Genomic DNA, 20694 nt, shown 5'->3' with positions numbered 1-20694 from the left:
GCTCTGGTGAGCCATTGTATCGCCTGTGTCAGCGCGGGCTCAAGTTCCCAACGAGCGATGTCGTCGTCTTCCTGGCGTAACGTGATGACAGCACGGCGCCACGCGCCAGGTTGGGTTGCCTGTTCGTTAAAGCAGGCGGCGCTGCCGTTGATACGTGATGTGAGGAGCGTGATAAGTGGAAGTAAAGAAGGGGGCGACGCAGTGTGTAATGTGCTGGTCAGTATGCGTTCGAGTAACGCGAATGAAGACGGATCGCGCATGAGTACCGGCGCCATTATTTGGCATTGTGAAGACGAATATTGCCGCCGAACTTTGGTATGGGCGAGAGGATATTCTACCAGACTGGCGGCGGGCCGCCATGTCGTCTGGGGGTTTTGAAACCGCGCGGCCCTGGCAAAGCGCTGCATCTCCTGGCCGGGCAGCTCGCGCACGGGCAGACGGCAAAACGCCTGAAATATCGCCGCTACTCGCGCCTGAAAACCGATAAACCCAATGATCTGATTGATGAGTACGGTATCCCGGGCGGTTAATCCCACCTCTGCAAGCTGTTCGCGGGCTCGCGTATTGATAACGGAGGGGGAGCCGGCAAGCTGACGAGCGTATTGCGTAATTTGCGCCAGCCGTTGATTGCTTTCTCTTGAGGCGTCAGGGCCGGGTAGCGGCGCCAGACGTGCGGCATAATGGCGGCACAAACGCTGAACCCCAAATACCTGAGCGGCGGTAAGGGCGGTGCTCATACGTTCATAGGCGCTAAACGTATGAAGCCGGTCGTTGAGAACCGTGCGGGGAAATAAGACATCCGCCAACTGGCGAGCTGGCTTTAACCATGACTCAAAAGGCGACAACGCGGTTTCTGCTACCGCTAAATCCAGTAAAAATCGATCGTTAACATACGCGGCTTCCGGCATCAGCGAAAGCGGAGTTTGTGACGAGATAGTGGATTGTGTTTCATGATACCAGTGGCTTTTACCCGCTTTTCGGCATTGTTCCATAGGGTTTCCCGAGGATGAAATGGCGATCGATAATGATTCGGCGTCGGATCGTTTATGCTGGATTATCCTGGCGTATGCGGGAAAGGGATGAAAGATTGTTAGGTGATAACAAATATCAGAACGCTATATAACGAGATGAGCGGTGAGTGAGGGGAATGGGGCAGCACAGCCGTGCCGCCCGCTAATAAACTTAATGCGCTTACTTCAGTTCCAGTTCATTCATTGCCGCAATGCTGAACCCGCCGTCAACATGGACGACTTCGCCAGAAATGCCTGCCGAGAGATCGGAACACAGAAACGCCGCTGAGTTACCCACATCTTCAATGGTCACGGTGCGACGAATTGGCGTAACGGCTTCACAATGCGCCAGCATTTTACGGAAGTCTTTAATACCGGACGCCGCCAGCGTGCGGATTGGGCCCGCAGAGATGGCGTTGACGCGAACGCCTTCCGGCCCCATTGCATTTGCCATATAACGCACGTTAGCTTCCAGAGAGGCTTTCGCCAGACCCATGACATTGTAGTTCGGGATGGCGCGCTCCGCTCCCAGATAAGACAAGGTCAACAGCGCAGAACCCGGATTCAGCATGGTGCGGCAGGCTTTCGCCATGGCAACAAAACTGTAAGAGCTAATATCGTGAGCGATTTTAAAGCCTTCGCGGGTAACTGCATTAACATAATCGCCGTCCAGCTGATCGCCAGGCGCGAAACCGATCGAGTGTACGAAACCGTCAAATTTCGGCCAAACGTTACCCAGCTCCGCAAACATAGCGTCAATGCTGGCATCTTCAGCGACATCACACGGTAAAACGATGCTGGAACCCAGCTGGGCAGCAAATTCTTCTACGCGGCCTTTCAGTTTGTCGTTCTGGTAGGTGAACGCCAGTTCAGCTCCTTCGCGGTGCATCGCCTGTGCGATACCGTAGGCGATGGACAGTTTACTGGCCACGCCAGTGACCAGAATGCGCTTACCGGAAAGAAAACCCATAGCTTTAATCCTTATAGTCATTGCTTATTTTTTGCTTTTACGAACAATGGTTAACAGCAACTTTTCAACATTATTCGAAATTAGTCTGAAATTATATCCCACTCCTGGCCCCGTGTGTCACGCTATTTTTCCGCCGCTATCTCCGGCAGGTGACGTTCTAAAACCACACGGTAACGAAGTCCCTGAGGATTTTGAGCACTCCCCAGGGCCAAACTGGCAAATCAAAGAGTCTAATGGGACAGGCCCTACGGTGCAGTATACCAGCTGGTGTAAGGTTCGCCTCATCCAACCAGAGACACCGGGACGGACAGCAAGTATGATAGCGATGCGCCTTCCACCAGACAAATAAAGGTTCTGTAGGAAGCCTGAATATTCATCCAAATGGTTTACCTCACCTATTAGCGATGTTATGGATATGTAATTTTAACCAGCAAATGCTTAACAAAAATAATTTCTTTTTTAGGCGCTGAAGGTTTTCTCTATTTATTGATGCAGAGTAATACTGAATATGAAAAATTTTGGAAATCAGGTAATTACAGTAGTTACAAATCAGGTTTTTATATGTTTGCATGTATATTATAATAAATTTTCAGAGGATGAGACATATGCCGTTTACATTTCAGATCGGAAATCATAGTTGCCAGATATCAGAAAGACATTTAAGAGATATCATTGATCATAAAAGAGAGCATGTTTTTTCAACGTATGAGAAGTTCATAGATTTTTTCAGGAATATATTTACCAGTCGAAGTTTAATCTCTGATTATAGAGAAATCTATAATCTACTGTGCCAAAAAAACGAGCGTCCAGATATTACGAAGCCTTTCTCGCTACGACCATTTTCGAAGCGAGATGAAGACTGTACACGATGGCGCCCCCTTCTTGGATATATTAAACTTATTGATGTCTCCAGGCCTGAAACAAGAGATAAATACACTGTAGAGGTATTAGCACATCAAGAAAATATGTTACTACTACAGATGTTTTATGATGGAATGTTAGTGACCGAGACGGAGTGCTCTGAGCGTTGCGTCGATTTTTTAAAAGAAACGATGTTTAATTATAATTCCGGGGAAATTACGCTTGCCGCTTTAGATAATGATCACCTGACGCCGAGCGAAGCAGGTAGTAATGGGATCTATGAGGCTTTGAGCATCGTTTGATAGACTTCCTGACCACGCCCGCCACGCCCGCCACGGCGTCTGGTGATGAGAGCGGCGCTATTGATCAGACAGATACATCACAACCAGCGGCAATAGAGGCGTTTATTAACTCGCCGGAGTTTCAGAAAAATATTCGCATGCGTGATATTGAAAAAAATAAAATAGGTAGCGGAAGTTATGGGACAGTCTATCGGTTACATGATGACTTTGTTGTTAAGATTCCAATTAATGAGCGGGGAATAAAAGTGGATGTTAACTCTCCGGAGCATCGTAATTGTCATCCTGATCGTGTCAGTAAGTATTTGAATATGGCCAATGACGACAAGAATTTTTCTCGTTCGGCCTCCATGAATATTAATGGTAAAGACGTTACAGTTTTAGTTTCAAAATATATTCAAGGTCAGGAGTTCGATATTGAAGATGAAGATAACTATCGAATGGCGGAGGCGCTTCTTGAATCCCGGGGGGTTTATATGCATGATATAGATAACGTAGGTAATATTCTGATTAAAGAGGGGGTACTTTTCTTTGTCGATGGCGATCAAATCGTGCTATCACAAGAATCCCGGCAACAGCGAAGCGTTTCTCTTGCAACAAGGCAACTGGAAGAGCAAATTAAGGCCCGTTACCTGGTAAAATTAAAGCAGTCCGAGACCGAAGGAAATACTGAAGATATTGAATATTATAAGTCACTTATTACAGAACTTGATGAGTTAATCGGAGAGGAAGAACAGGCACCTGCGCCAGGAAGACGTTTTAAACTAGCCGCGCCGGAGGAAGGGACTCTTGTGGCTAAGGTATTAAAGGATGAATTAAAAAAATAGCATTTAGTTCCGTTCTTTTCTGCGAATCGCCGGGGGCACATTCGCTACAGATTTACCGATCAATTATTGAGAGTTGCTATTCGCTTAAAGGTCGTTCGGGGGATCTGGACAGCCTGTAGCGGAGATGCAACTCGCCACTAGGGTTGGCGATGCCGCGCTGCCATAGTGGGTGAAATGCTACGCGATGGTGCAACACTATTAACTCGCCTTGATTTTTCCCCTCTTCCTGACAAGAAAAACCTGGCTTTACGGATGGTCTCATGCCGTCGTATTAGCGTTGTTCGGCGTAGTATGTAAATTTCCTTATAGCAATAGAAGAACATTCTCAAAACATAAAATTAGCAAGTTATCATGAAGTTAACATATATTGTTTTTTTCGATCATTTTTTAGATATTGATCGTTTTTATTGATTGATTTGCGTTAAAAGCGCATTATCAGGGAGTTAAGATCAAGTGGAGTGGTCACATGCGCTATTTTTTTATGGCAGAGCCGATAAGGGCAATGGAGGGGGATTTACTGGGTGTCGAAATCACTACCCATTTTGCATCGTCGCCCGCTCGTCCGCTACACCCTGAGTTTGTTATCTCGTCATGGGACAATTCGCAGAAGCGCCGTTTTCTGCTTGATCTGTTGCGGACAATCGCGGCCAAACATGGCTGGTTTCTACGCCACGGCCTGTTCTGTATCGTAAATATCGATCGGGGTATGGCGCAGCTTGTCCTTCAGGACAAAGATATTCGCGCGTTACTACACGCCATGCTATTTGTGGAGCTGCAGGTCGCTGAACATTTTTCATGTCAAGATAACGCCTTAATCGATCCTTTAATACACGCGCTTCATAAGCAACCTAATCCATTATGGCTGGGCGACCTGGGCGTAGGGAACGCAACCGCTGCGCCATTAGTTTGCGGGTGTTTTAGCGGCGTAAAACTTGATCGCAGCTTTTTTATCTCACAAATTGAAAAAATGACGTTTCCGCTGCTTGTCAAACATATCCGGCGTTATTGTGACAAGATCGTGGTGGGTGGCCAGGAAAACACACGCTATTTGCCGGTGTTAAAAACGGCAGGCATTTGGGCAACCCAGGGCACGTTATTTCCTTCCGTTGCGTTAGAAGAGGTTGAAACATTGCTGTTGGGCCGTCGCGTGAACACCCTCAGAGAATCGAACTGAGGGTATTTGTTTCGCTTAGCGATCCTTTCGCCATGCGTCAGCGGTCAGCGCCTCGCCAAAATGGCCTGCGATTAAACGGCGGGTAAGCTCATGTAGCGGAGAGGCGAGCACATCGGCGGTGCTGCCGCGTTCAACCACTTCCCCCTGATGCATCACTAATACCTGATCGCTAATATGTTTCATCATGCCGATATGCTGCGTGACGTAGATATAGGAGATGCCTTGTTTTTCCTGCAATTCAAGCATCAGATTGATGAGCTGCGAGCGCATGGACATATCAAGCGAAGCCAGCGCTTCGTCCGCGATAATGACTTTTGGGCGTAAAATCAGCGCGCGGGCCAGACCCAGACGTTGTTTCTGTCCCGGCGCCAGCATATGCGGGTAGTAGCTCACGTGATCGGGCAATAGCCCCACCATACGCATCGTCTCGACAATCTGTTTGCGCCGCTGTTCCGGCTCCAGATCGGTATTAAGGCGCAGGGGGAAGTCAAGAATCTGTGAAATACGTTGACGTGGATTCAGTGACGTTGAGGGGTCCTGAAAAATCATTCGAATACGTTGGCTTCGAAATGAATAGTCGCCGTAATGCAGGGGATGATCGTCAATAAGAAGCTCGCCGCTGGTGGGGTCAATCATGCCGGCCAGCATCTTTGCCAGCGTGGATTTGCCGGAACCGTTTTCGCCGATAATGGCCAGAGTCTGACGCTCACGAAGCGTAAAGCTTAATGGTTTCACGGCGTCTACGGTCTGGCGGCGAAACCATCCTGTCCGGTAGCGAAAGGTTTTACTCAGGTTGCGCACTTCAAGCAGAGTTTCCACCATATCACTCTCTCTCCATATTCAGCGGAAAATGACAGGCATAGAGATGATTTTTCGCGCCGGTTAAGCGTGGCGTGATAATGCATTCTCGTTGTGCGTAAGGGCAGCGCGGCCCCAGACGACAACCTATCGGTAACTGCTCCAGTAGCGGGATCGCGCCCGGCAGCGTATTGAGACGGCTTTTATGCGGCATCGCGCTGCCAAAATCCGGAATCGCGCGGATAAGCGCCTGCGTATAAGGATGATGTGGCGTCGTCACCAGATCTTTACTTGGCGCGGTTTCTACCGTCTGGCCGCAGTATAAGACGTTGATTTTGTCAGCCCACTGACTCAGCATTTGCAGGTCGTGGCTAATCAACAGAATGGTGGTATTACTGTTTTGATTCAGTCGGGTCAACAGGCGAAAAATTTGCGCCTGCGTCGTTGGTTCCATTGAGTTGGTGGGTTCATCAGCGATCAGGAGTCGCGGTTGATTCGCCAGCGCGATAGCGATCATAACTTTCTGACACTCGCCATCGGTCAGTTCATAGGGAAAACTGCGCATCGCGTCTTTATGATCTTTAATTCCCACCCGGTGCAGTAATTCAATTGCACGCCGTTTACGCCAGCCTAAACGCTGCCACCAGCGGCCTTTATAGGTCCAGGCGGGAATATTTTGCATTAACTGGCGGCCGACGCGTTCGGAAGGATCAAGGCACGACTGCGGCTCCTGGAAGATCATCGACACATTATGCCCGACCAGCTTACGCCGTTCACGAGAGGAGAGGCGCAGCAGATCGATATCATCAAAACGCATACGGTCGGCAGTGACTCGCCAGTTGTCTTTCGCGACGCCGCAAATAGCTTTAGCAATCAAGCTCTTTCCGGAACCCGATTCACCTACCAGGCCGCGAATTTCGCCTTCGCTTAATGTCATACTGACGCGATCGACCGCTTTTACCCAACCTTCGCTGGTTTTAAATTCAATGGTGAGATTGCGGATATCCAGTAACGGCATTATTCCACCCCCGCAATAATCGCACGACGAATCCCATCTCCGAGCAGGTTTACCAGTAAAACACTGAGCGTTATCGCCGCGCCGGGTAGCATAACGGTCCACGGCGCGACATAGATTAGCTCCAGCGCATCCCCCAACATGGCCCCCCATTCGGGAGAGGGAAGCTGCGCGCCAAGATCTAAAAATCCCAGCGCGGCGATGTCCAGAATCGCCATCGACAGCGCCCGGGTAATTTCGGTGACCAGACCGGCGGTAATATTCGGTAAAATGGCGAACCACAGAATATTCAGCGTTGTCGCGCCATCCAGACGGGCGGCAATGACGTACTCTTTTTCCAGTTCATCATGCACCATGCTGTAGACGGAACGTACCATTCGCGGCAACAGGGCCAGCCAGACGGCAAACATCGCGTGTGACAGATGTGGGCCGGCAAATGCCACGACGATAATCGCCAGCAAGAGCGAAGGGATGGAAAGCAGCGTGTCCAGAATATGGTTCAGTACGGCAGAGCGTAAACCGTGAGTCGCACCTGCCACTACGCCGAGGACTAATCCACATAGCGTAGCCGCCAGCGTTACGATAAACGCGCCGCCGACTGTGGGTGCCGCGCCGCTTAACAGGCGGCTCAGCACATCGCGCCCCAGATCGTCAGTCCCCAGAAAAAAGGAGACTTCGCCATAGCGTGACCAGGAGGGAGGCAGTAGCTGATAGCCCAAAAATTGCTGATCGATACCATAGGGCGCGATCCAGCCGCCAAAAATACACAGCAACGCCAGACCGGCGCATCCATACAGGCCCACCATCGCAGGCGCGTCGCTATAAAATTTGCGCCAGGCAGTGCGCAGGGTGCCTGGCGGGCGCTTTTCGCTGTAGACGCTATCGTAAGGCATATTTACTCGTTTTATTTTTGTTTACCATGCTTTATGTCTTTTGAAATTTTCAAACATTATCAATTCGTTATCGAGCGTTGGTGTTTTAATTTTGTGTACTTTGAGGTTATCAATTATGCAAAATGTGTACACTAATGTGCATATCCTCTCATGGAGTGTACACATTGCTTGCCGATACAAAATTAAGAAAGGCTCCTGGCAAAAAAAGAGACCAAATCAAGGTCATCTCAGACGCTCATGGTCTCAATGTCAGGCTCTCTACATCCGGCAGTATAACATTCTTTTACCGATACAGATGGAACGGGAACGCTGCTCAACTGACGATTGGCGATTATCCAACCATATCACTATCTCATGCCAGGGAACGCCGTCAGTACTTTAGATCATGGTTAACTGAGGGACTCGATCCTCGTCGCCAGATGGTACTGGAGAAGAAGAAAAAAACAGAAGCGTTAACCGTAAAAGAACATACGACTACTGGGAGAAGTTTTAGCACTGTACGGAATTTGGGCCAGGGTCATTAAGACCGACAGTGGCGGCTGGCGCCAGTTTGGAGTATGGCGCGATCAGGATGTTGCGGCATTAGTCTCTGGGAGGTTCACAATAAGACAGATCGGAATACTCCGGCATGAGGTGTTGCGTCTTAAACCGCTGCAGCGGGTCAGCAGGGGGAATTATATTTATTAGCTCAGATGTGAGCTGACAGTTACCGATTATTTATACAGTAACTGTCAGTTTACAATATCGTAAAAACCTTAACAAAAATATAATTTTGATGATAATCCCTTTATCTACCCAAAAGTAATAGAGCTGAGTTTATGATTTAATCTATAGGACTTTCCAGCGTTACTCTTACGGACTTTCTTTTTACAGTGATAGTTGGCGGGATCGTCGTGCTTCTAAGATGTGTAAATGGGATTTCACCAGCATAAAATACACCAGCACCATGATAACCAGAAACTTTGACATCTGTGTAGCCTCGACTCCAGATCTCATTAGCAACCCTCTCTATAAAAGTATCACGTTCTCCAAACACCATTCGTTCAAAGAAACCAGCATTTCTATTCGCTTTATCTATGTCCTCCATTTTAAAACTATTAGGCTCTCTTTTATCTGCGGAATAACAACTACTAATCCTTATATCCTTTATAACCTCTAAAACTTTATTAGCAACCAGAATATCAACCAGTTGTTTTGCAGAAAAAACAGAGTCGCCACTGGCTAGAACATTAGTGCCTGCTGCACCATGACCGGTAATATAGACCTTTTTAAACGCACTTAATGTGATCTCATCTAGTATGAGGTTTTCTTGCTGCCGTGCAACAATACCTACAGCTGCTCCGCAATTTACATCATTAGTGTATTGTTGCAGATCAATGTGACCCAAAAGAGTTTTATAATGAGTGCTGATTGTTTTTTCAAATTCGGACGCTGCGTCTTTACTTATAAAAACACCAGGATATAAGTGCTTCCCAGAAAAAACTCTGGATATTTGTTGTCCCAGCATATGCAGGCAAGCCGATTTGTTGAAGCCTTTCTCTCCCGTAACTAACAAGAACCCACTTTTTTGCTCAACCTGTGAAATATTATAAGCAATATTAGCTACCCTAATAATATCTTTGGCTAGGTTAGTTGCGCCATTTCCGATAGTGGCAGTGCCGGGGGCTGCCCCTCTAATATTGAGGATCGCGGCAGAAATAGGTTTCATCATATTCACCTCTCATGTAGTGATAATGGTTATTATGTGATATTTACTTTTTAATATTTATTTGTTATCACTTACCTGCTGTCCAGTCAATATTAATACATGATTACGCCTATTTTTACATTAATTTTACTGGTGCGGAATTGTATGATCTTGTTATTACTCAACGTAAGCCTCTGTTTATATATAATAAAATTGGAGAAATCTGTTGACTGTATTTTATTTACATTAATATAGATATGCTATGAATTATTACGCATGCATAATCTAACGTTATTAGATGCTATATCCGTAACCGGGTCTGAGGTGAGCATGGCTAAATTACCGCGCCGTAAATGCAAAGTTTGCCGGGAAGTGTTTTCTCCTGCTTACAGCAACGTTGTCTGGTGCTGTCCTGAACATGGCGCTATCTACGCGCTGGAACTGCGTGCCAGGCGTATCAGGGATAAACACCAGGCGGAAAAGCCGAACGCCAGGCGAACGGTTGCATGCTTAGAGAGCGTCAGGCAGTGTTGTATACACTCAGCAGGAAGATGTTCCGCAAACATCTGCGCTGAAGGCGGTGGCATAAGGGGATGGTCGCTGAAATCGAGCAGGTCATTGAGAAGTGGCATAACAAAACGGCTCCCTGTAGGGGAAGCCGTTATAGTGCCGCAGTTTAAGGATAGGCATTGTGCGATTACGGGGATTTTCGTGCCCGTAAACCGGGGAGGTTTGTTTTTCTAATTTTATCCAGCGAGACGTAAAGTATGACTGAGCTATGGTTAGCACTCGGTTTAACACATTAGGTGGTTTGCCTGATAGTTTCTGTGGGAGAGGGTATGATAAAAAAGTAATATTATTTTTAGTGTTTTTCTGATTATGCAAGTACCGTTGGTTTTGTATATCGTGTTGACTCGAGACCTTCAGATGTGATTTTTCGGGATGGTTTTGCTTCTCACGGTAATAACAGGAATCTTCAGCAACATATAAGAGATGACTCCTGTGCATCCGGTAGTCGAGACAGTACTATATTGCGACTATCTCAGATATTAATGAGTCTTATAATATAGCACAATTATATTACTCCAGAGCAACATTTAGCGGCAGGTTGTACAGATACAGAATCCGTGCAGACAATAGTTTCTACAGCCTTCCGCCGTCTGTTGCTTATATTGAGTTATGTGGTATCCAGTTTGGTCATTTTGAGCGAGTGATGATGCGGTTACAAAGTGAGTATGTATCTGTAAATTCTATCCCAATTGAAAATATCCATGAAGCAGTTGAGCTTGTTTACGATAGAAATACAAGTATGGTAAATATTGTTGGAGTGGATTATGAAAAAGAAATTAAAGGTTCTGACTCTTGCTCTTGCGTCATTATCCAGTGTTTGTTATGCAGCTATGGCTGATTATGATACGTATGTGAGTAATGTTCAGATTAACAACCTGTCTTATGGTGTGTATACGTCAGGGGGTAAGGAAACTCAGTTTTTTTGTATCGGACTGAAGCACGGGAGTGAAGCTATTAGCATCAATGCCATGTGTAAAGTGGATGTGTACGGGAATCATAAACAGGGGTTTGATAACATGCTAAATACAGCAAAGTATTATTATACAACAGGGGGGGATGTAAGGATATATTATAAAGAGAATGTTTGGCGCGACCCCGATTTCAAAAGTGCATTCTCTTCCAGGGAATTAATTGCGATAACTACTTGTAGCTCATCAAGTTATTGTATGGGGCCTACGGTGACAAATTAAATGTTGCTGGGTATTAAACGCTCTAAAGAACAGGCTTAATCTTGTTGGTGAGATGATTATGTCTGAACCTTTATCAGGTTCCTGTATGGCTGTAGCGATCTGTGGGGCAACGATATTCAGACTGTTTACTGGAGCGGATTTTGGGATTGTATTTTGAGCATTTGCGGGAACGTAGTTCGTGGCAACAATGCCGCAGATACTGTCACCCCAAAGCACTCCTTCAAGCTTCTGACAACTGTGGGTGGTTTGTTTGATGGAGTGCCTCTTAAGATTAGAACTCCACCATAAAGGCTGCGCATTTACGTGGCCTTTTTCGTATTCAGGCTCACGGAAAACACTCACTACGCGCTTTGTTGGATAAATCCAGCCCGTGAAGCCTGCTCCTTTTAGTCAGGACGTTATCATAAGGGGACACACTGGTTGTATGGAAGGTTGATCGCCTGGGTCACAGTATGCGTCATCTGGTCGTTCTGGTAGAAGAATTGCGCGAACGCGGCGTTAATGTCCGCAGCCTGACCGACAGCATAGACACGTCGACGCCAATGGGGCGATTCTTCTTTCATGTCATGGGCGCACTCGCTGAAATGGAACGTGAATTGATTGTGGAAAGAACCCGCGCTGGACTGGAAGCGGCAAGGGCGAGGGGGCGTAATGGTGGCCGACGACCGAAACTAACATTGGAACAATAGGCGCAGGCCCGGCGTCTGATTGGGTCAGAAGTACCGCGACAGCAGGTAACGATTATTTATGGGGGCTGTCGACGCTGTACAGAAAACTTCCTGCAGCATCACGCAGTGAAACCCGGAGGCGCTGATAGAGAAGATAAATCTCCGGCAATCATCATCGAAGCATGGACTGCCGGAGAAAATAGAAAACAATATGTATATATTTACGTACTAAAAAACGAACTTATCACAAAAATAAAAGCATAACTTTTTGATTTAATGATATTTTTATTGCTTCTTATCGTAAGGCATACCATTCCTTATGTTTCAGAGGGTTAGCCATAGCACCCAAAATATCGGAAATCACATTGACCACAATAACCAGCGACCCAATGACCATCACGCCAGCGGAAATAGCGGCATAGTCCTGCTGACGAATGGCGTGAATTAACCATCGTCCCAGCCCTGGCCAGCTGAAAACCATTTCGGTAATCATCGCCAGCGTTAACATGGTTGAAAACTGCAGACCAAGACGGGGAATGACCGGCGGCAGCGCATTATGCAACACGTGACGGCGTAAAATCGTAAAGCGCGACAAGCCGCGCGTGGCCGCCGCTTTAACGTAGTTCTGATCGTAGACCTCAATAGTGCTGATTCGCATCAGGCGGATCACCTCTGTGGTCGGCGCGACGGAAAGCGTGAGCACCGGTAAAACCATATGTCGTATGGCGCTCATTACCATTTCATCACGCCACGGCGAATCTGAAATCCAGGCGTCAATAATGGCGAAACCGGTAACCGGTTTAACTTCATAAAGCAGGTCAAATCGCCCGGATACCGGCAGCCACCCTAGCGTGAGCGAAAAGAACAGTGTGAGCAGAAGCGCCAGCCAGAAAACCGGAATTGAGAAACCTAATAGCGCCAGCGCGCTGATAAAACGATCCGGCCATTTGCTACGCGTCACGCCAGCCAGCATCCCGACCGGGATGCCGACCATCAGCGCAAAACCAAAGGCGAGAATGCACAGCTCCATCGTGGCGGGAAACACCTCTTTAAGCTGTTCGGAGATCAGCTGGCCGTTAATGCTGGACACGCCAAAGTCCCAGTGCAGCAGACCGTTGAACCAGAAAATCCAGGCATTCCATAATGATGCGCCTTGTAGCGGCGCGTGCGGCGTAAAATAGCTCAGGCTAAAGCCGATAAAGGTCAAGAAGAATAGCGTCACCAGCAACAGCAATAACCGACGCAGGGTGAAGATAATCATGGTTTTTTCACCTCTTCGTGTTTTTCGCGGGAGACGCCGGCAAAAGACGCATTGCCGAACGGGCTTAACACCAGCCCTTTAATATCGTAGCGGTAAGCCTGCAGGCGTAGTGATGATGCCAGCGGCAGTATCGGCAGCTCTTTCTCCAGGATATTCTGCGCTTCCTCATATGCTTCTATGCGCGAAGCCAACTGCTGCGACGACAGTGCTTTACGCAGCACGCTGTCAAATTCAGGGTTACACCAGTGGGCGAAATTGGTTTGCGAATTGATGGCCGCACAGCTTAACAGCGGTCTGAAAAAGCTATCCGGATCGTTGCTGTCCGTGGCCCAGCCGGATAAGGTCAGATCGTGATTCATATCCATAAGGCGCGCCTCCTGAAAACGACCTTCAACCGGCACAATGACCACTTTTACGCCAACCTGCGCCATATCCGCCTGAATAAGCTCCGCCGTTTTTAGCGGACTTGGGTTCCAGGCCTGAGAACTGGTCGGCACCCAGAGATGCAGCGTAAGATTCTCAATGCCCAGCGCTTTTAGCTGTTCGCGCGATTTTTGCGGATTGTACTCCGTAATTTTGGCATCGTTATCGTAAGCCCATGAGGCTCTCGGTAAAATGGAGGCTGCGGTTTCCGCCGTGCCGTAATAAATCGACTGCATCAGGCGCTGGTTGTTGATCGATAAGGCCAGCGCATGACGCACTGCGGGATTATTCAACGGCGGCTTATCGGTGTTAAAGGCCAGATAGGCGATATTCATCCCCGGGCGCAACGTCAGACGCAAACGCGGATCGTCGCGTAAAATAGTTAGCTGGCTGGCGGCGGGCCAGGCCAGAACATCGCATTCACCGGTCAGTAATTTCGATAAACGCCCAGTACCCCCGGAGCCTAAATCCACCACCACTTGCGGCATTAGCGGTTTGCCGCGCCAAAACCCATCGTGGCGCTGGAGACGAATAAACTGTCCGGCACGGTACTCCGAAAGCTGGAAAGGCCCGGTGCCGACCGGTTGGCGGTCTAGCAGTTCCTGACGATCTTTTCGGCTAAGCTGCGCGGCGTACTCAGCGGACATGACGGAAGCGTAGTGTGTGGCCAGATGCCATAAAAAGGAGGCGTCTGGCTGCGTCAGGCGAAACTCAACGGTGTTATTGTCCAGCTTACGCACGCTTTTTACATTGTCGGCGAACTGTAGGCTATCAAAGTAGGGGAAGCTACTGCCGTTGATGTTATGCCACGGATGCCGACGATCAAAAATCCGCTGAAAGGTAAAGACGACATCATCAGCATTGAGTTTTCGGGTCGGCGTAAACCAGGCGGTTTTTTGAAAGGAAACGTCGCGGCGCAGGTGAAAACGGTACGTTGCCCCGTTATCCAGCACTTCCCAGCTTTCTGCCAGCTCTGGGACTAAACGATAAGTATAGGGATCGACATCCAACAGGCGATCATATAACTGGGCGGCCAGGGTATCAACGATGAGGCCGCTGCTCGCTTTTTGCGGATTAAAGGTGTTGACCTGCCCGCTGACACAATACACAAAGCCGCTATCGCGAATATCTGCACTCGCAGTTTGTTCGGGCGTAGTCGCAGCCGTAGCCTGACTACTCAGTAGACCCGCTATCACGATCAGAGACGATAAAACCAGGCGCATAATAGTTAAGTTTTTGAAGTTCAATTTGCAAAGTGTATCGCACTTCGGCCCGCCACGTAAAAATGTCGGTGGATAACTGGCGTAAATGTCGTCAATTAGCCGGAGAAATAGCTAAAGCTGATGCTTTTTAAGCAAGGCGCGAAACTGGTGGTAGGTGAGCGCCAGCAAATCGGCGGCTCGTTTCTGGTTAAATTTCGCCTGCTGTAAGCTACGTTGCAGCAGCGCTTTTTCCTGTTGCAGTTGAAACTCCCGCAAGTTGAGCGGCAGGTCAGGCGTGGCGGATGCCGATGGCAGGGCGGGCGTGGGCGGTTCGGCGGGATGGCGTTGAAAAGGATCGATAACAATTTCATCCAAAGGATGTTCACTGCTGCCGTGGCGATACACTGAACGTTCGACTACGTTTTTCAGCTCGCGGACATTACCCGGCCAGGCGTAATGCAACAACGTTTCTTTTGCCCGATCGGTAAAACCGGGAAATAAGGGCAGACGTAGCTCACGACACATCTGAATAGCAAAGTGCTCGGCCATCAGCATAGTATCGCTTTGGCGTTCGCGCAGCGGCGGCAGTTGTACAACATCAAAAGCCAGCCTGTCGAGCAGATCGGCACGAAATGTCCCTTTCTTCACCATGGCGGGTAAATCGGCATTGGTGGCGCATACTAATCGCACATTAACCTGTAACGGCTGGCTGCCGCCGACGCGCTCTAGCTCGCCATATTCAATCACCCGCAGCAGCTTTTCCTGTACCAGCATCGGCGCTGTCGCCAGTTCATCCAAAAACAGCGTGCCGCCATCGGCGCGTTCAAAGCGACCGGGATGACGTTTTTGCGCCCCGGTAAAAGCGCCCGCTTCATGGCCAAACAGTTCTGAGTCCAGCAGATTTTCGTTAAGCGCCGCGCAGTTAAGCGAGATAAGCGGCCCCTGCCAGCGTGAAGAGAGATAGTGCAGTCGATTGGCGATAAGTTCTTTACCCGTCCCGCGTTCGCCAATAATTAGCACTGGCTTATCCAGCGGCGCGAGCCGGGAGACTTGTTCCAGTACTTCAAGAAAACGGTTTGCCTCGCCGAGCAGATTATCTTTAAATTCAGCCATGATGAAAATCGCCACTTGTTAGTGTTTTTCACCACTTTATCCTTTTTTGCTGGCGAGGTAAAACGAAACAATTTCTTTATTATCAGTGATATGAAAAGTTGGCACGCAAATTGTATTAATCACGTAGCAGGGCATCGCCCGTTATCAGAACATTATGTGAGGATTGAATTATGGGTATTTTTTCTCGTTTTGCCGACATCGTGAACGCCAATATCAATGCGTTGTTGGAAAAAGCGGAAGATCCGCAGAAGCTGGTGCGCCTGATGATTCAGGAGATGGAAGATACGCTAGTGGAGGTTCGCTCGAACTCCGCGCGAGCTTTAGCGGAAAAGAAACAGTTATCCCGTCGTATTGAACAGGCTACGGCTCAGCAGACCGAGTGGCAGGAAAAAGCGGAACTGGCTCTGCGCAAAGATAAAGACGATCTGGCGCGCGCCGCATTGATTGAAAAACAAAAGCTGACCGATTTAATTGCTACGCTTGAACAGGAAGTCACGCTGGTGGATGACACGCTGGCGCGCATGAAGAAAGAGATTGGCGAGCTGGAAAACAAACTCAGCGAAACACGCGCTCGCCAGCAGGCGCTGATGCTGCGTCATCAGGCGGCGAGTTCTTCCCGCGATGTCCGTCGTCAGCTTGACAGCGGCAAACTGGATGAAGCCATGGCGCGGTTTGAATCCTTTGAACGTCGTATCGATCAAATGGAAGCGGAAGCGGAAAGTCATCGTTTTGGTAAGCAGCAATCGCTGGACCAACAGTTTGCCAACCTGAAAGCCGATGATGAAATCAGCGAGCAGCTGGCGCAGTTGAAAGCCAAAATGAAGCAAGATAATCAATAATGACAATGGCGGCGCCGGTACGCGCCGTCGCTCATCAGCTTTAGGTGTAAGGAGAACGCATGAGCGCGCTATTTCTGGCCATCCCGTTAACCATTTTTGTGTTGTTTGTGTTACCGATTTGGCTGTGGCTGCATTACAGCAACCGCGCCGGTCGGGGAGAACTGTCGCAAAGCGAGCAGCAACGCTTACTGCAACTCACAGACGACGCGCAACGTATGCGCGAGCGCATTCAGGCGCTGGAAGATATTCTTGATGCAGAGCATCCGAACTGGAGAGAGCGCTAATGGGTGGAATCAATCTGAATAAAAAACTATGGCGTATGCCGCAAAAGGGCATGGTGCGTGGCGTTTGCGCCGGGATCGCCGACTACCTTGATGTACCGGTAAAACTGGTGCGTATTCTGGTCGTGCTGTCGATTTTCTTTGGGCTGGCGTTTTTTACCGTAGTGGCCTATATCGTCCTGTCTTTTGTACTGGACCCTATGCCGGATAATCTGGCCGCAGGGAAACCGCAGCCGACCAGCGGCGAACTGCTGGATACCGTAGACAGAGAGCTTGCCGCAGGCGAAAAGCGTTTGCGAGAAATGGAACGCTACGTCACGTCAGATACGTTCACATTGCGTAGTCGTTTCCGTCAACTGTAAGTGATATATCGGGAAGGTGAAGATGAATACTCGCTGGCAACGCGCCGGGCAGAAGGTGAAGCCCGGCTTCAAAATAGCAGGTAAGCTGGTTCTGTTGACCGCGTTACGCTACGGGCCTGCCGGCGTGGCGGGATGGGCGGTAAAATCCGTCGCCCGTCGTCCGCTAAAAATGTTGCTGGCGTTTGCGCTGGAGCCAGTACTTCGTAAGGCGGCGAATAAAATTTCGCAGCGTTACAAATAGCGAGTCTGGTCATAATATTTCGTTAAGCTCTGGCGTATAGTGTGTGCGAAATACATTACGTGTCAGGACGGAAGTATGTTGAAAAAAGGAATATTTGCGTTAGCGTTATTCATAGCCATGCCGCTTTATGCCGCAGAATACTGGATAGATGTCCGCATTCCGGAACAATATCAGCGAGAGCATATTCAGGGCGCGATTAATATCCCATTGAAGGAGATTAAATCTCATATCGAAACGGTAGTTCCAGACAGGAACGATACGGTAAAGTTATATTGCAACTCCGGACGACAGTCGGGCATGGCAAAACAAATGTTGCTTGATATGGGGTATACGCACGCGATGAATATGGGCGGCATCAGTCGTCTTGATATGCCGAAAGTAAAAAAATAGATAATCTATTGCTCAATACTCATACTAACCGCGGCGCTTAATGCGCCGTTGTTGATCTCTCCGGGTAGTTGATAATAACGTTTTTGCACATATCTATAACGCAGGCTCGTTATTATTTTTTCTTCTCTTCAGGCTCAACAGGATGTCAATGAAGCGACTTAAAACTGAACTCAACGCGCTGGTCAATCGTGGGGTAGACAGGCATTTGCGTCTTGCCGTAACCGGGTTGAGCCGCAGCGGTAAAACAGCGTTTATCACGGCGATGGTTAACCAGTTGCTTAATGTCCACGCGGGCGCGCGCTTACCGTTGCTCAGCGCGGTACGCGAAGAACGCCTGCTTGGCGTAAAGCGCGTGCCTCAACGTGATTTTGGTATTCCCCGTTTTACCTACGACGAGGGGATACTTCAGCTTTATGGCAATCCTCCCGCCTGGCCCACACCGACGCGCGGCGTGAGTGAGATTCGGCTGGCGTTGCGCTATCGCTCAAACGACTCGCTGCTGCGCCATTTTAAAGATACCTCGACATTGTATCTGGAGATTGTGGACTATCCAGGGGAATGGTTACTCGATCTGCCCATGCTGGCTCAGGATTATTTAAGCTGGTCCCGTCAGATGAACGGCTTGTTGCAAGGGCAACGCGCTGAGTGGGCCGCAAAATGGCGGCAACTTTGCGACGGGCTCGATCCGCTGGCGCCCGCCGATGAAAATCGGCTGGCGGAGATTGCCGCCGCCTGGACGGATTATTTGCATCAGTGTAAATCGCAGGGATTGCACTTTATTCAGCCTGGACGGTTTGTTTTGCCGGGCGATATGGCGGGCGCGCCAGCGTTGCAGTTTTTCCCGTGGCCGGATGTGGACGCCTTCGGCGAGTCAAAACTGGCGCAGGCGGATAAGCAGACCAACGCTGGAATGCTGCGCGAACGCTTTAACTACTATTGCGAAAAAGTGGTCAAGGGGTTCTACAAAAATCATTTTCTACGCTTTGATCGCCAGATTGTGCTGGTCGACTGTCTGCAACCGCTTAATAGCGGGCCGCAGGCGTTTAATGATATGCGTCTCGCCTTAACGCAGTTGATGCAAAGTTTTCACTATGGCCAGCGGACTCTGTTTCGCCGCTTGTTTTCGCCGGTGATTGATAAATTGCTGTTCGCCGCGACGAAAGCCGACCATGTCACCCTCGACCAACATGCCAATATGGTGGCCTTGCTCCAGCAGCTTATTCAGGATGCCTGGCAAAATGCCGCGTTTGAAGGCATTAGTATGGATTGCCTGGGGCTGGCGTCGGTACAGGCGACCACCAGCGGTGTGATTGAGGTCAACGGTGAAAAAATCCCGGCTTTACGTGGAAACCGTTTGAGTGACGGCGCGCCGTTAACCGTGTACCCCGGCGAAGTGCCTTCGCGTTTGCCGGGACAAGCGTTTTGGGATAGTCAGGGTTTTCAGTTCGAAGCCTTTCGTCCGCAGGTGATGGATGTTGATAAACCGTTACCGCATATTCGTCTGGACGCTGCGCTGGAGTTTTTAATAGGAGATAAGCTGCGATGAGCGAACCGTTAAAACCGCGTATTGATTTTGCAGAACCGCTAAAGGAGGAACCTACGTCGGCCTTCAAAGCGCAGCAAACTTTCAGCGAAGCGGAGTCGCGTACATTTGCGCCTGCAGCTATCGATGAGCGCCCGGAAGACGAAGGCGTGGCAGAAGCGGCGGTCGATGCCGCGCTGCGCCCCAAACGCAGCCTGTGGCGTAAAATGGTGATGGGAGGACTGGCGCTGTTTGGCGCGAGCGTGGTCGGGCAAGGCGTACAGTGGACAATGAATGCCTGGCAAACTCAGGACTGGGTCGCTTTAGGCGGCTGTGCCGCAGGCGCGCTGATCGTTGGCGCTGGCGTGGGATCGGTGGTCACGGAGTGGCGGCGATTATGGCGCTTGCGCCAGCGGGCGCATGAACGCGATGAAGCACGTGAACTGTTACATAGCCATAGCGTCGGGAAAGGTCGCGCATTTTGCGAAAAACTGGCGCAGCAGGCGGGGATTGATCAATCACATCCGGTATTACAACGTTGGTATGCCGCTATTCACGAAACGCAAAACGACAGGGAAATCGTCGGGTTGTATGCGAATCTGGTACAGCCGGTACTTGACGCGCAGGCGCGACGTGAGATTAGCCGTTTCGCCGCGGAATCGACTCTGATGATCGCCGTCAGCCCGTTAGCGTTGGTGGATATGGCGTTTATTGCCTGGCGTAATTTACGCCTGATTAACCGCATCGCAACGCTGTATGGCATTGAACTTGGTTATTACAGCCGCCTTCGTCTGTTCCGTCTGGTGTTGCTGAATATCGCGTTCGCGGGGGCCAGTGAGCTGGTACGTGAAGTCGGTATGGACTGGATGTCTCAGGATCTGGCCGCACGCCTGTCTACGCGCGCGGCGCAGGGGATTGGCGCAGGCCTTCTTACCGCTCGACTGGGAATAAAAGCGATGGAGCTATGTCGGCCATTGCCGTGGATCGACAACGATAAACCACGTCTCGGTGATTTTCGTCGTCAGCTTATCGGTCAGCTAAAAGAGACCCTGCAAAAGAGTAAGTCGTCGCCGGAGAAATGACCTTCCACAGGGCGCT

The 20694-nt window shown here is 49.4% G+C and carries 19 protein-coding genes and 8 pseudogenes; 15 read left to right on the top strand and 12 right to left on the bottom strand.

Annotation, left to right across the window (positions count from 1 at the left end; translation table 11 throughout):
• Positions 1-14 precede the first annotated feature (14 nt).
• From J4685_RS02315 to J4685_RS02300, 4 genes and pseudogenes are all read right to left on the bottom strand, one after another.
• Positions 15-992, bottom strand: a pseudogene (locus tag J4685_RS02315) (CMD domain-containing protein); the annotation flags it as partial.
• A gap of 199 nt (positions 993-1191) precedes the next feature.
• Positions 1192-1980, bottom strand: a complete 789-nt coding sequence (fabI, locus tag J4685_RS02310) for an enoyl-ACP reductase FabI (RefSeq protein WP_000506501.1) — start codon at positions 1978-1980, stop codon at positions 1192-1194.
• Between the two features lie 117 nt (positions 1981-2097).
• Complete coding sequence (locus tag J4685_RS02305; RefSeq protein WP_031608760.1) at positions 2098-2397, bottom strand: hypothetical protein; 300 nt, start codon at positions 2395-2397, stop codon at positions 2098-2100.
• Positions 2372-2551 carry a hypothetical protein gene (locus J4685_RS02300; protein WP_031608761.1) on the bottom strand — a complete coding sequence of 60 codons (180 nt, stop codon included), beginning with the start codon at positions 2549-2551 and terminating at the stop codon, positions 2372-2374. The genes J4685_RS02305 and J4685_RS02300 overlap by 26 nt, the downstream gene beginning before the upstream one ends.
• Positions 2552-2585: 34 nt before the next feature.
• Here J4685_RS02300 and steC point away from each other — a divergent pair.
• Both steC and J4685_RS02290 read left to right on the top strand, forming a co-directional pair.
• A pseudogene (steC, locus tag J4685_RS02295) lies at positions 2586-3967 on the top strand (SPI-2 type III secretion system effector kinase SteC).
• 466 nt (positions 3968-4433) lie between these two features.
• Positions 4434-5141 carry an EAL domain-containing protein gene (locus J4685_RS02290; protein WP_001268400.1) on the top strand — a complete coding sequence of 236 codons (708 nt, stop codon included), beginning with the start codon at positions 4434-4436 and terminating at the stop codon, positions 5139-5141.
• Between the two features lie 15 nt (positions 5142-5156).
• Here J4685_RS02290 and sapF read toward each other — a convergent pair whose 3' ends face one another.
• From sapF to sapC, 3 genes are read right to left on the bottom strand one after another with little or no spacing between them, the layout of a single operon-like run.
• Positions 5157-5963, bottom strand: a complete 807-nt coding sequence (gene sapF / locus J4685_RS02285) for a peptide ABC transporter ATP-binding protein SapF (RefSeq protein WP_000230457.1) — start codon at positions 5961-5963, stop codon at positions 5157-5159.
• A 1-nt stretch (position 5964) separates the two neighbouring features.
• Positions 5965-6957, bottom strand: coding sequence for a peptide ABC transporter ATP-binding protein SapD (gene sapD / locus J4685_RS02280; protein WP_001128869.1), 993 nt, complete (start codon positions 6955-6957; stop codon positions 5965-5967).
• Positions 6957-7847: a peptide ABC transporter permease SapC gene (gene sapC, locus J4685_RS02275; RefSeq protein WP_001146150.1), complete on the bottom strand. Its 891-nt coding sequence runs from the start codon at positions 7845-7847 to the stop codon at positions 6957-6959. Before sapC ends, sapD begins: the two co-directional genes overlap by 1 nt.
• A gap of 134 nt (positions 7848-7981) precedes the next feature.
• Here sapC and J4685_RS02270 point away from each other — a divergent pair.
• Positions 7982-8337, top strand: a pseudogene (locus J4685_RS02270) (Arm DNA-binding domain-containing protein); the annotation flags it as partial.
• A 333-nt stretch (positions 8338-8670) separates the two neighbouring features.
• On the opposite strand, the gene J4685_RS02265 reads toward J4685_RS02270, so the two are convergent.
• Positions 8671-9558, bottom strand: a complete 888-nt coding sequence (locus J4685_RS02265) for a hypothetical protein (RefSeq protein ID WP_023211925.1) — start codon at positions 9556-9558, stop codon at positions 8671-8673.
• A gap of 252 nt (positions 9559-9810) precedes the next feature.
• On the opposite strand from J4685_RS02265, the pseudogene J4685_RS22725 reads away from it, so the two are divergent.
• A pseudogene (locus J4685_RS22725) lies at positions 9811-9957 on the top strand (hypothetical protein); the annotation flags it as partial.
• Positions 9958-10028: 71 nt separating this feature from the next.
• Here the strand turns inward: J4685_RS22725 and J4685_RS02255 are convergent.
• A pseudogene (locus J4685_RS02255) lies at positions 10029-10166 on the bottom strand (IS4 family transposase); the annotation flags it as partial.
• 179 nt (positions 10167-10345) lie between these two features.
• Between J4685_RS02255 and J4685_RS02250 the strand changes: the two are divergent.
• From J4685_RS02250 to J4685_RS02235, 4 genes and pseudogenes are all read left to right on the top strand, one after another.
• Positions 10346-10849 (top strand): annotated as a pseudogene (locus tag J4685_RS02250) (pertussis toxin-like subunit ArtA); the annotation flags it as partial.
• A gap of 19 nt (positions 10850-10868) precedes the next feature.
• Entirely contained in the window at positions 10869-11294 is a 426-nt protein-coding gene (locus tag J4685_RS02245; RefSeq protein ID WP_000727930.1) for a subtilase family AB5 toxin binding subunit, read from the top strand.
• 58 nt (positions 11295-11352) lie between these two features.
• Positions 11353-11466: pseudogene (locus tag J4685_RS02240) on the top strand (putative holin); the annotation flags it as partial.
• Between the two features lie 235 nt (positions 11467-11701).
• Positions 11702-12108, top strand: a pseudogene (locus J4685_RS02235) (recombinase family protein); the annotation flags it as partial.
• A gap of 149 nt (positions 12109-12257) precedes the next feature.
• Here the strand turns inward: J4685_RS02235 and sapB are convergent.
• From sapB to pspF, 3 genes are all read right to left on the bottom strand, one after another.
• Positions 12258-13223, bottom strand: coding sequence for a peptide ABC transporter permease SapB (gene sapB / locus J4685_RS02230; RefSeq protein ID WP_000583291.1), 966 nt, complete (start codon positions 13221-13223; stop codon positions 12258-12260).
• Positions 13220-14869, bottom strand: coding sequence for a peptide ABC transporter substrate-binding protein SapA (gene sapA / locus J4685_RS02225; RefSeq protein WP_001241631.1), 1650 nt, complete (start codon positions 14867-14869; stop codon positions 13220-13222). The genes sapB and sapA overlap by 4 nt, the downstream gene beginning before the upstream one ends.
• A 111-nt stretch (positions 14870-14980) precedes the next feature.
• The gene (gene pspF / locus J4685_RS02220; protein WP_011233037.1) at positions 14981-15961 is read right to left on the bottom strand and encodes a phage shock protein operon transcriptional activator; all 981 of its coding nucleotides are present in this window, start codon (positions 15959-15961) and stop codon (positions 14981-14983) included.
• 170 nt (positions 15962-16131) lie between these two features.
• Between pspF and pspA the strand changes: the two genes are divergently transcribed.
• The 7 genes from pspA (at position 16132) to J4685_RS02185 (ending at position 20678) form a co-directional block, all read left to right on the top strand.
• Positions 16132-16800: a phage shock protein PspA gene (pspA, locus tag J4685_RS02215; RefSeq protein WP_000511000.1), complete on the top strand. Its 669-nt coding sequence runs from the start codon at positions 16132-16134 to the stop codon at positions 16798-16800.
• Positions 16801-16859: 59 nt separating this feature from the next.
• On the top strand, positions 16860-17084 hold the full coding sequence (pspB, locus tag J4685_RS02210; RefSeq protein ID WP_001274953.1) for an envelope stress response membrane protein PspB: 225 nt from the start codon (positions 16860-16862) through the stop codon (positions 17082-17084).
• Positions 17084-17443, top strand: a complete 360-nt coding sequence (gene pspC, locus J4685_RS02205) for an envelope stress response membrane protein PspC (RefSeq protein ID WP_000508938.1) — start codon at positions 17084-17086, stop codon at positions 17441-17443. The genes pspB and pspC overlap by 1 nt, the downstream gene beginning before the upstream one ends.
• Positions 17444-17465: 22 nt before the next feature.
• Positions 17466-17684, top strand: coding sequence for a phage shock protein PspD (gene pspD / locus J4685_RS02200; protein WP_001097607.1), 219 nt, complete (start codon positions 17466-17468; stop codon positions 17682-17684).
• A gap of 75 nt (positions 17685-17759) precedes the next feature.
• Positions 17760-18074, top strand: a complete 315-nt coding sequence (gene pspE, locus J4685_RS02195) for a thiosulfate sulfurtransferase PspE (RefSeq protein ID WP_000913428.1) — start codon at positions 17760-17762, stop codon at positions 18072-18074.
• Positions 18075-18222: 148 nt separating this feature from the next.
• Complete coding sequence (locus J4685_RS02190; RefSeq protein ID WP_000825860.1) at positions 18223-19620, top strand: YcjX family protein; 1398 nt, start codon at positions 18223-18225, stop codon at positions 19618-19620.
• Positions 19617-20678: a YcjF family protein gene (locus tag J4685_RS02185; protein ID WP_001294474.1), complete on the top strand. Its 1062-nt coding sequence runs from the start codon at positions 19617-19619 to the stop codon at positions 20676-20678. The genes J4685_RS02190 and J4685_RS02185 overlap by 4 nt, the downstream gene beginning before the upstream one ends.
• Positions 20679-20694: the final 16 nt, after the last annotated feature.

This window comes from Salmonella sp. 32100201201700099SM (assembly GCF_017572645.1).
Lineage (GTDB): Bacteria > Pseudomonadota > Gammaproteobacteria > Enterobacterales > Enterobacteriaceae > Salmonella > Salmonella enterica.
The sequence above is the reverse complement of the archived record's forward strand: the minus strand, read 5'-3'. Positions and strand labels throughout refer to the sequence as shown.

Bases quoted from the DNA above. Each gene is read 5' to 3' on its own strand.
- fabI (WP_000506501.1), bottom strand. From the start codon at position 1,980: ATGGGTTTTCTTTCCGGTAAGCGCATTCTGGTCACTGGCGTGGCCAGT.
- pspC (WP_000508938.1), top strand. From the start codon at position 17,084: ATGGGTGGAATCAATCTGAATAAAAAACTATGGCGTATGCCGCAAAAG.
- J4685_RS02185 (WP_001294474.1), top strand. From the start codon at position 19,617: ATGAGCGAACCGTTAAAACCGCGTATTGATTTTGCAGAACCGCTAAAG.
- pspB (WP_001274953.1), top strand. From the start codon at position 16,860: ATGAGCGCGCTATTTCTGGCCATCCCGTTAACCATTTTTGTGTTGTTT.
- sapA (WP_001241631.1), bottom strand. From the start codon at position 14,869: ATGCGCCTGGTTTTATCGTCTCTGATCGTGATAGCGGGTCTACTGAGT.
- J4685_RS02290 (WP_001268400.1), top strand. From the start codon at position 4,434: ATGCGCTATTTTTTTATGGCAGAGCCGATAAGGGCAATGGAGGGGGAT.
- sapB (WP_000583291.1), bottom strand. From the start codon at position 13,223: ATGATTATCTTCACCCTGCGTCGGTTATTGCTGTTGCTGGTGACGCTA.
- sapC (WP_001146150.1), bottom strand. From the start codon at position 7,847: ATGCCTTACGATAGCGTCTACAGCGAAAAGCGCCCGCCAGGCACCCTG.
- J4685_RS02190 (WP_000825860.1), top strand. From the start codon at position 18,223: ATGAAGCGACTTAAAACTGAACTCAACGCGCTGGTCAATCGTGGGGTA.
- pspA (WP_000511000.1), top strand. From the start codon at position 16,132: ATGGGTATTTTTTCTCGTTTTGCCGACATCGTGAACGCCAATATCAAT.
- pspE (WP_000913428.1), top strand. From the start codon at position 17,760: ATGTTGAAAAAAGGAATATTTGCGTTAGCGTTATTCATAGCCATGCCG.
- J4685_RS02265 (WP_023211925.1), bottom strand. From the start codon at position 9,558: ATGATGAAACCTATTTCTGCCGCGATCCTCAATATTAGAGGGGCAGCC.
- J4685_RS02245 (WP_000727930.1), top strand. From the start codon at position 10,869: ATGAAAAAGAAATTAAAGGTTCTGACTCTTGCTCTTGCGTCATTATCC.
- sapD (WP_001128869.1), bottom strand. From the start codon at position 6,957: ATGCCGTTACTGGATATCCGCAATCTCACCATTGAATTTAAAACCAGC.
- pspD (WP_001097607.1), top strand. From the start codon at position 17,466: ATGAATACTCGCTGGCAACGCGCCGGGCAGAAGGTGAAGCCCGGCTTC.
- pspF (WP_011233037.1), bottom strand. From the start codon at position 15,961: ATGGCTGAATTTAAAGATAATCTGCTCGGCGAGGCAAACCGTTTTCTT.
- sapF (WP_000230457.1), bottom strand. From the start codon at position 5,963: ATGGTGGAAACTCTGCTTGAAGTGCGCAACCTGAGTAAAACCTTTCGC.
- J4685_RS02300 (WP_031608761.1), bottom strand. From the start codon at position 2,551: ATGCAAACATATAAAAACCTGATTTGTAACTACTGTAATTACCTGATT.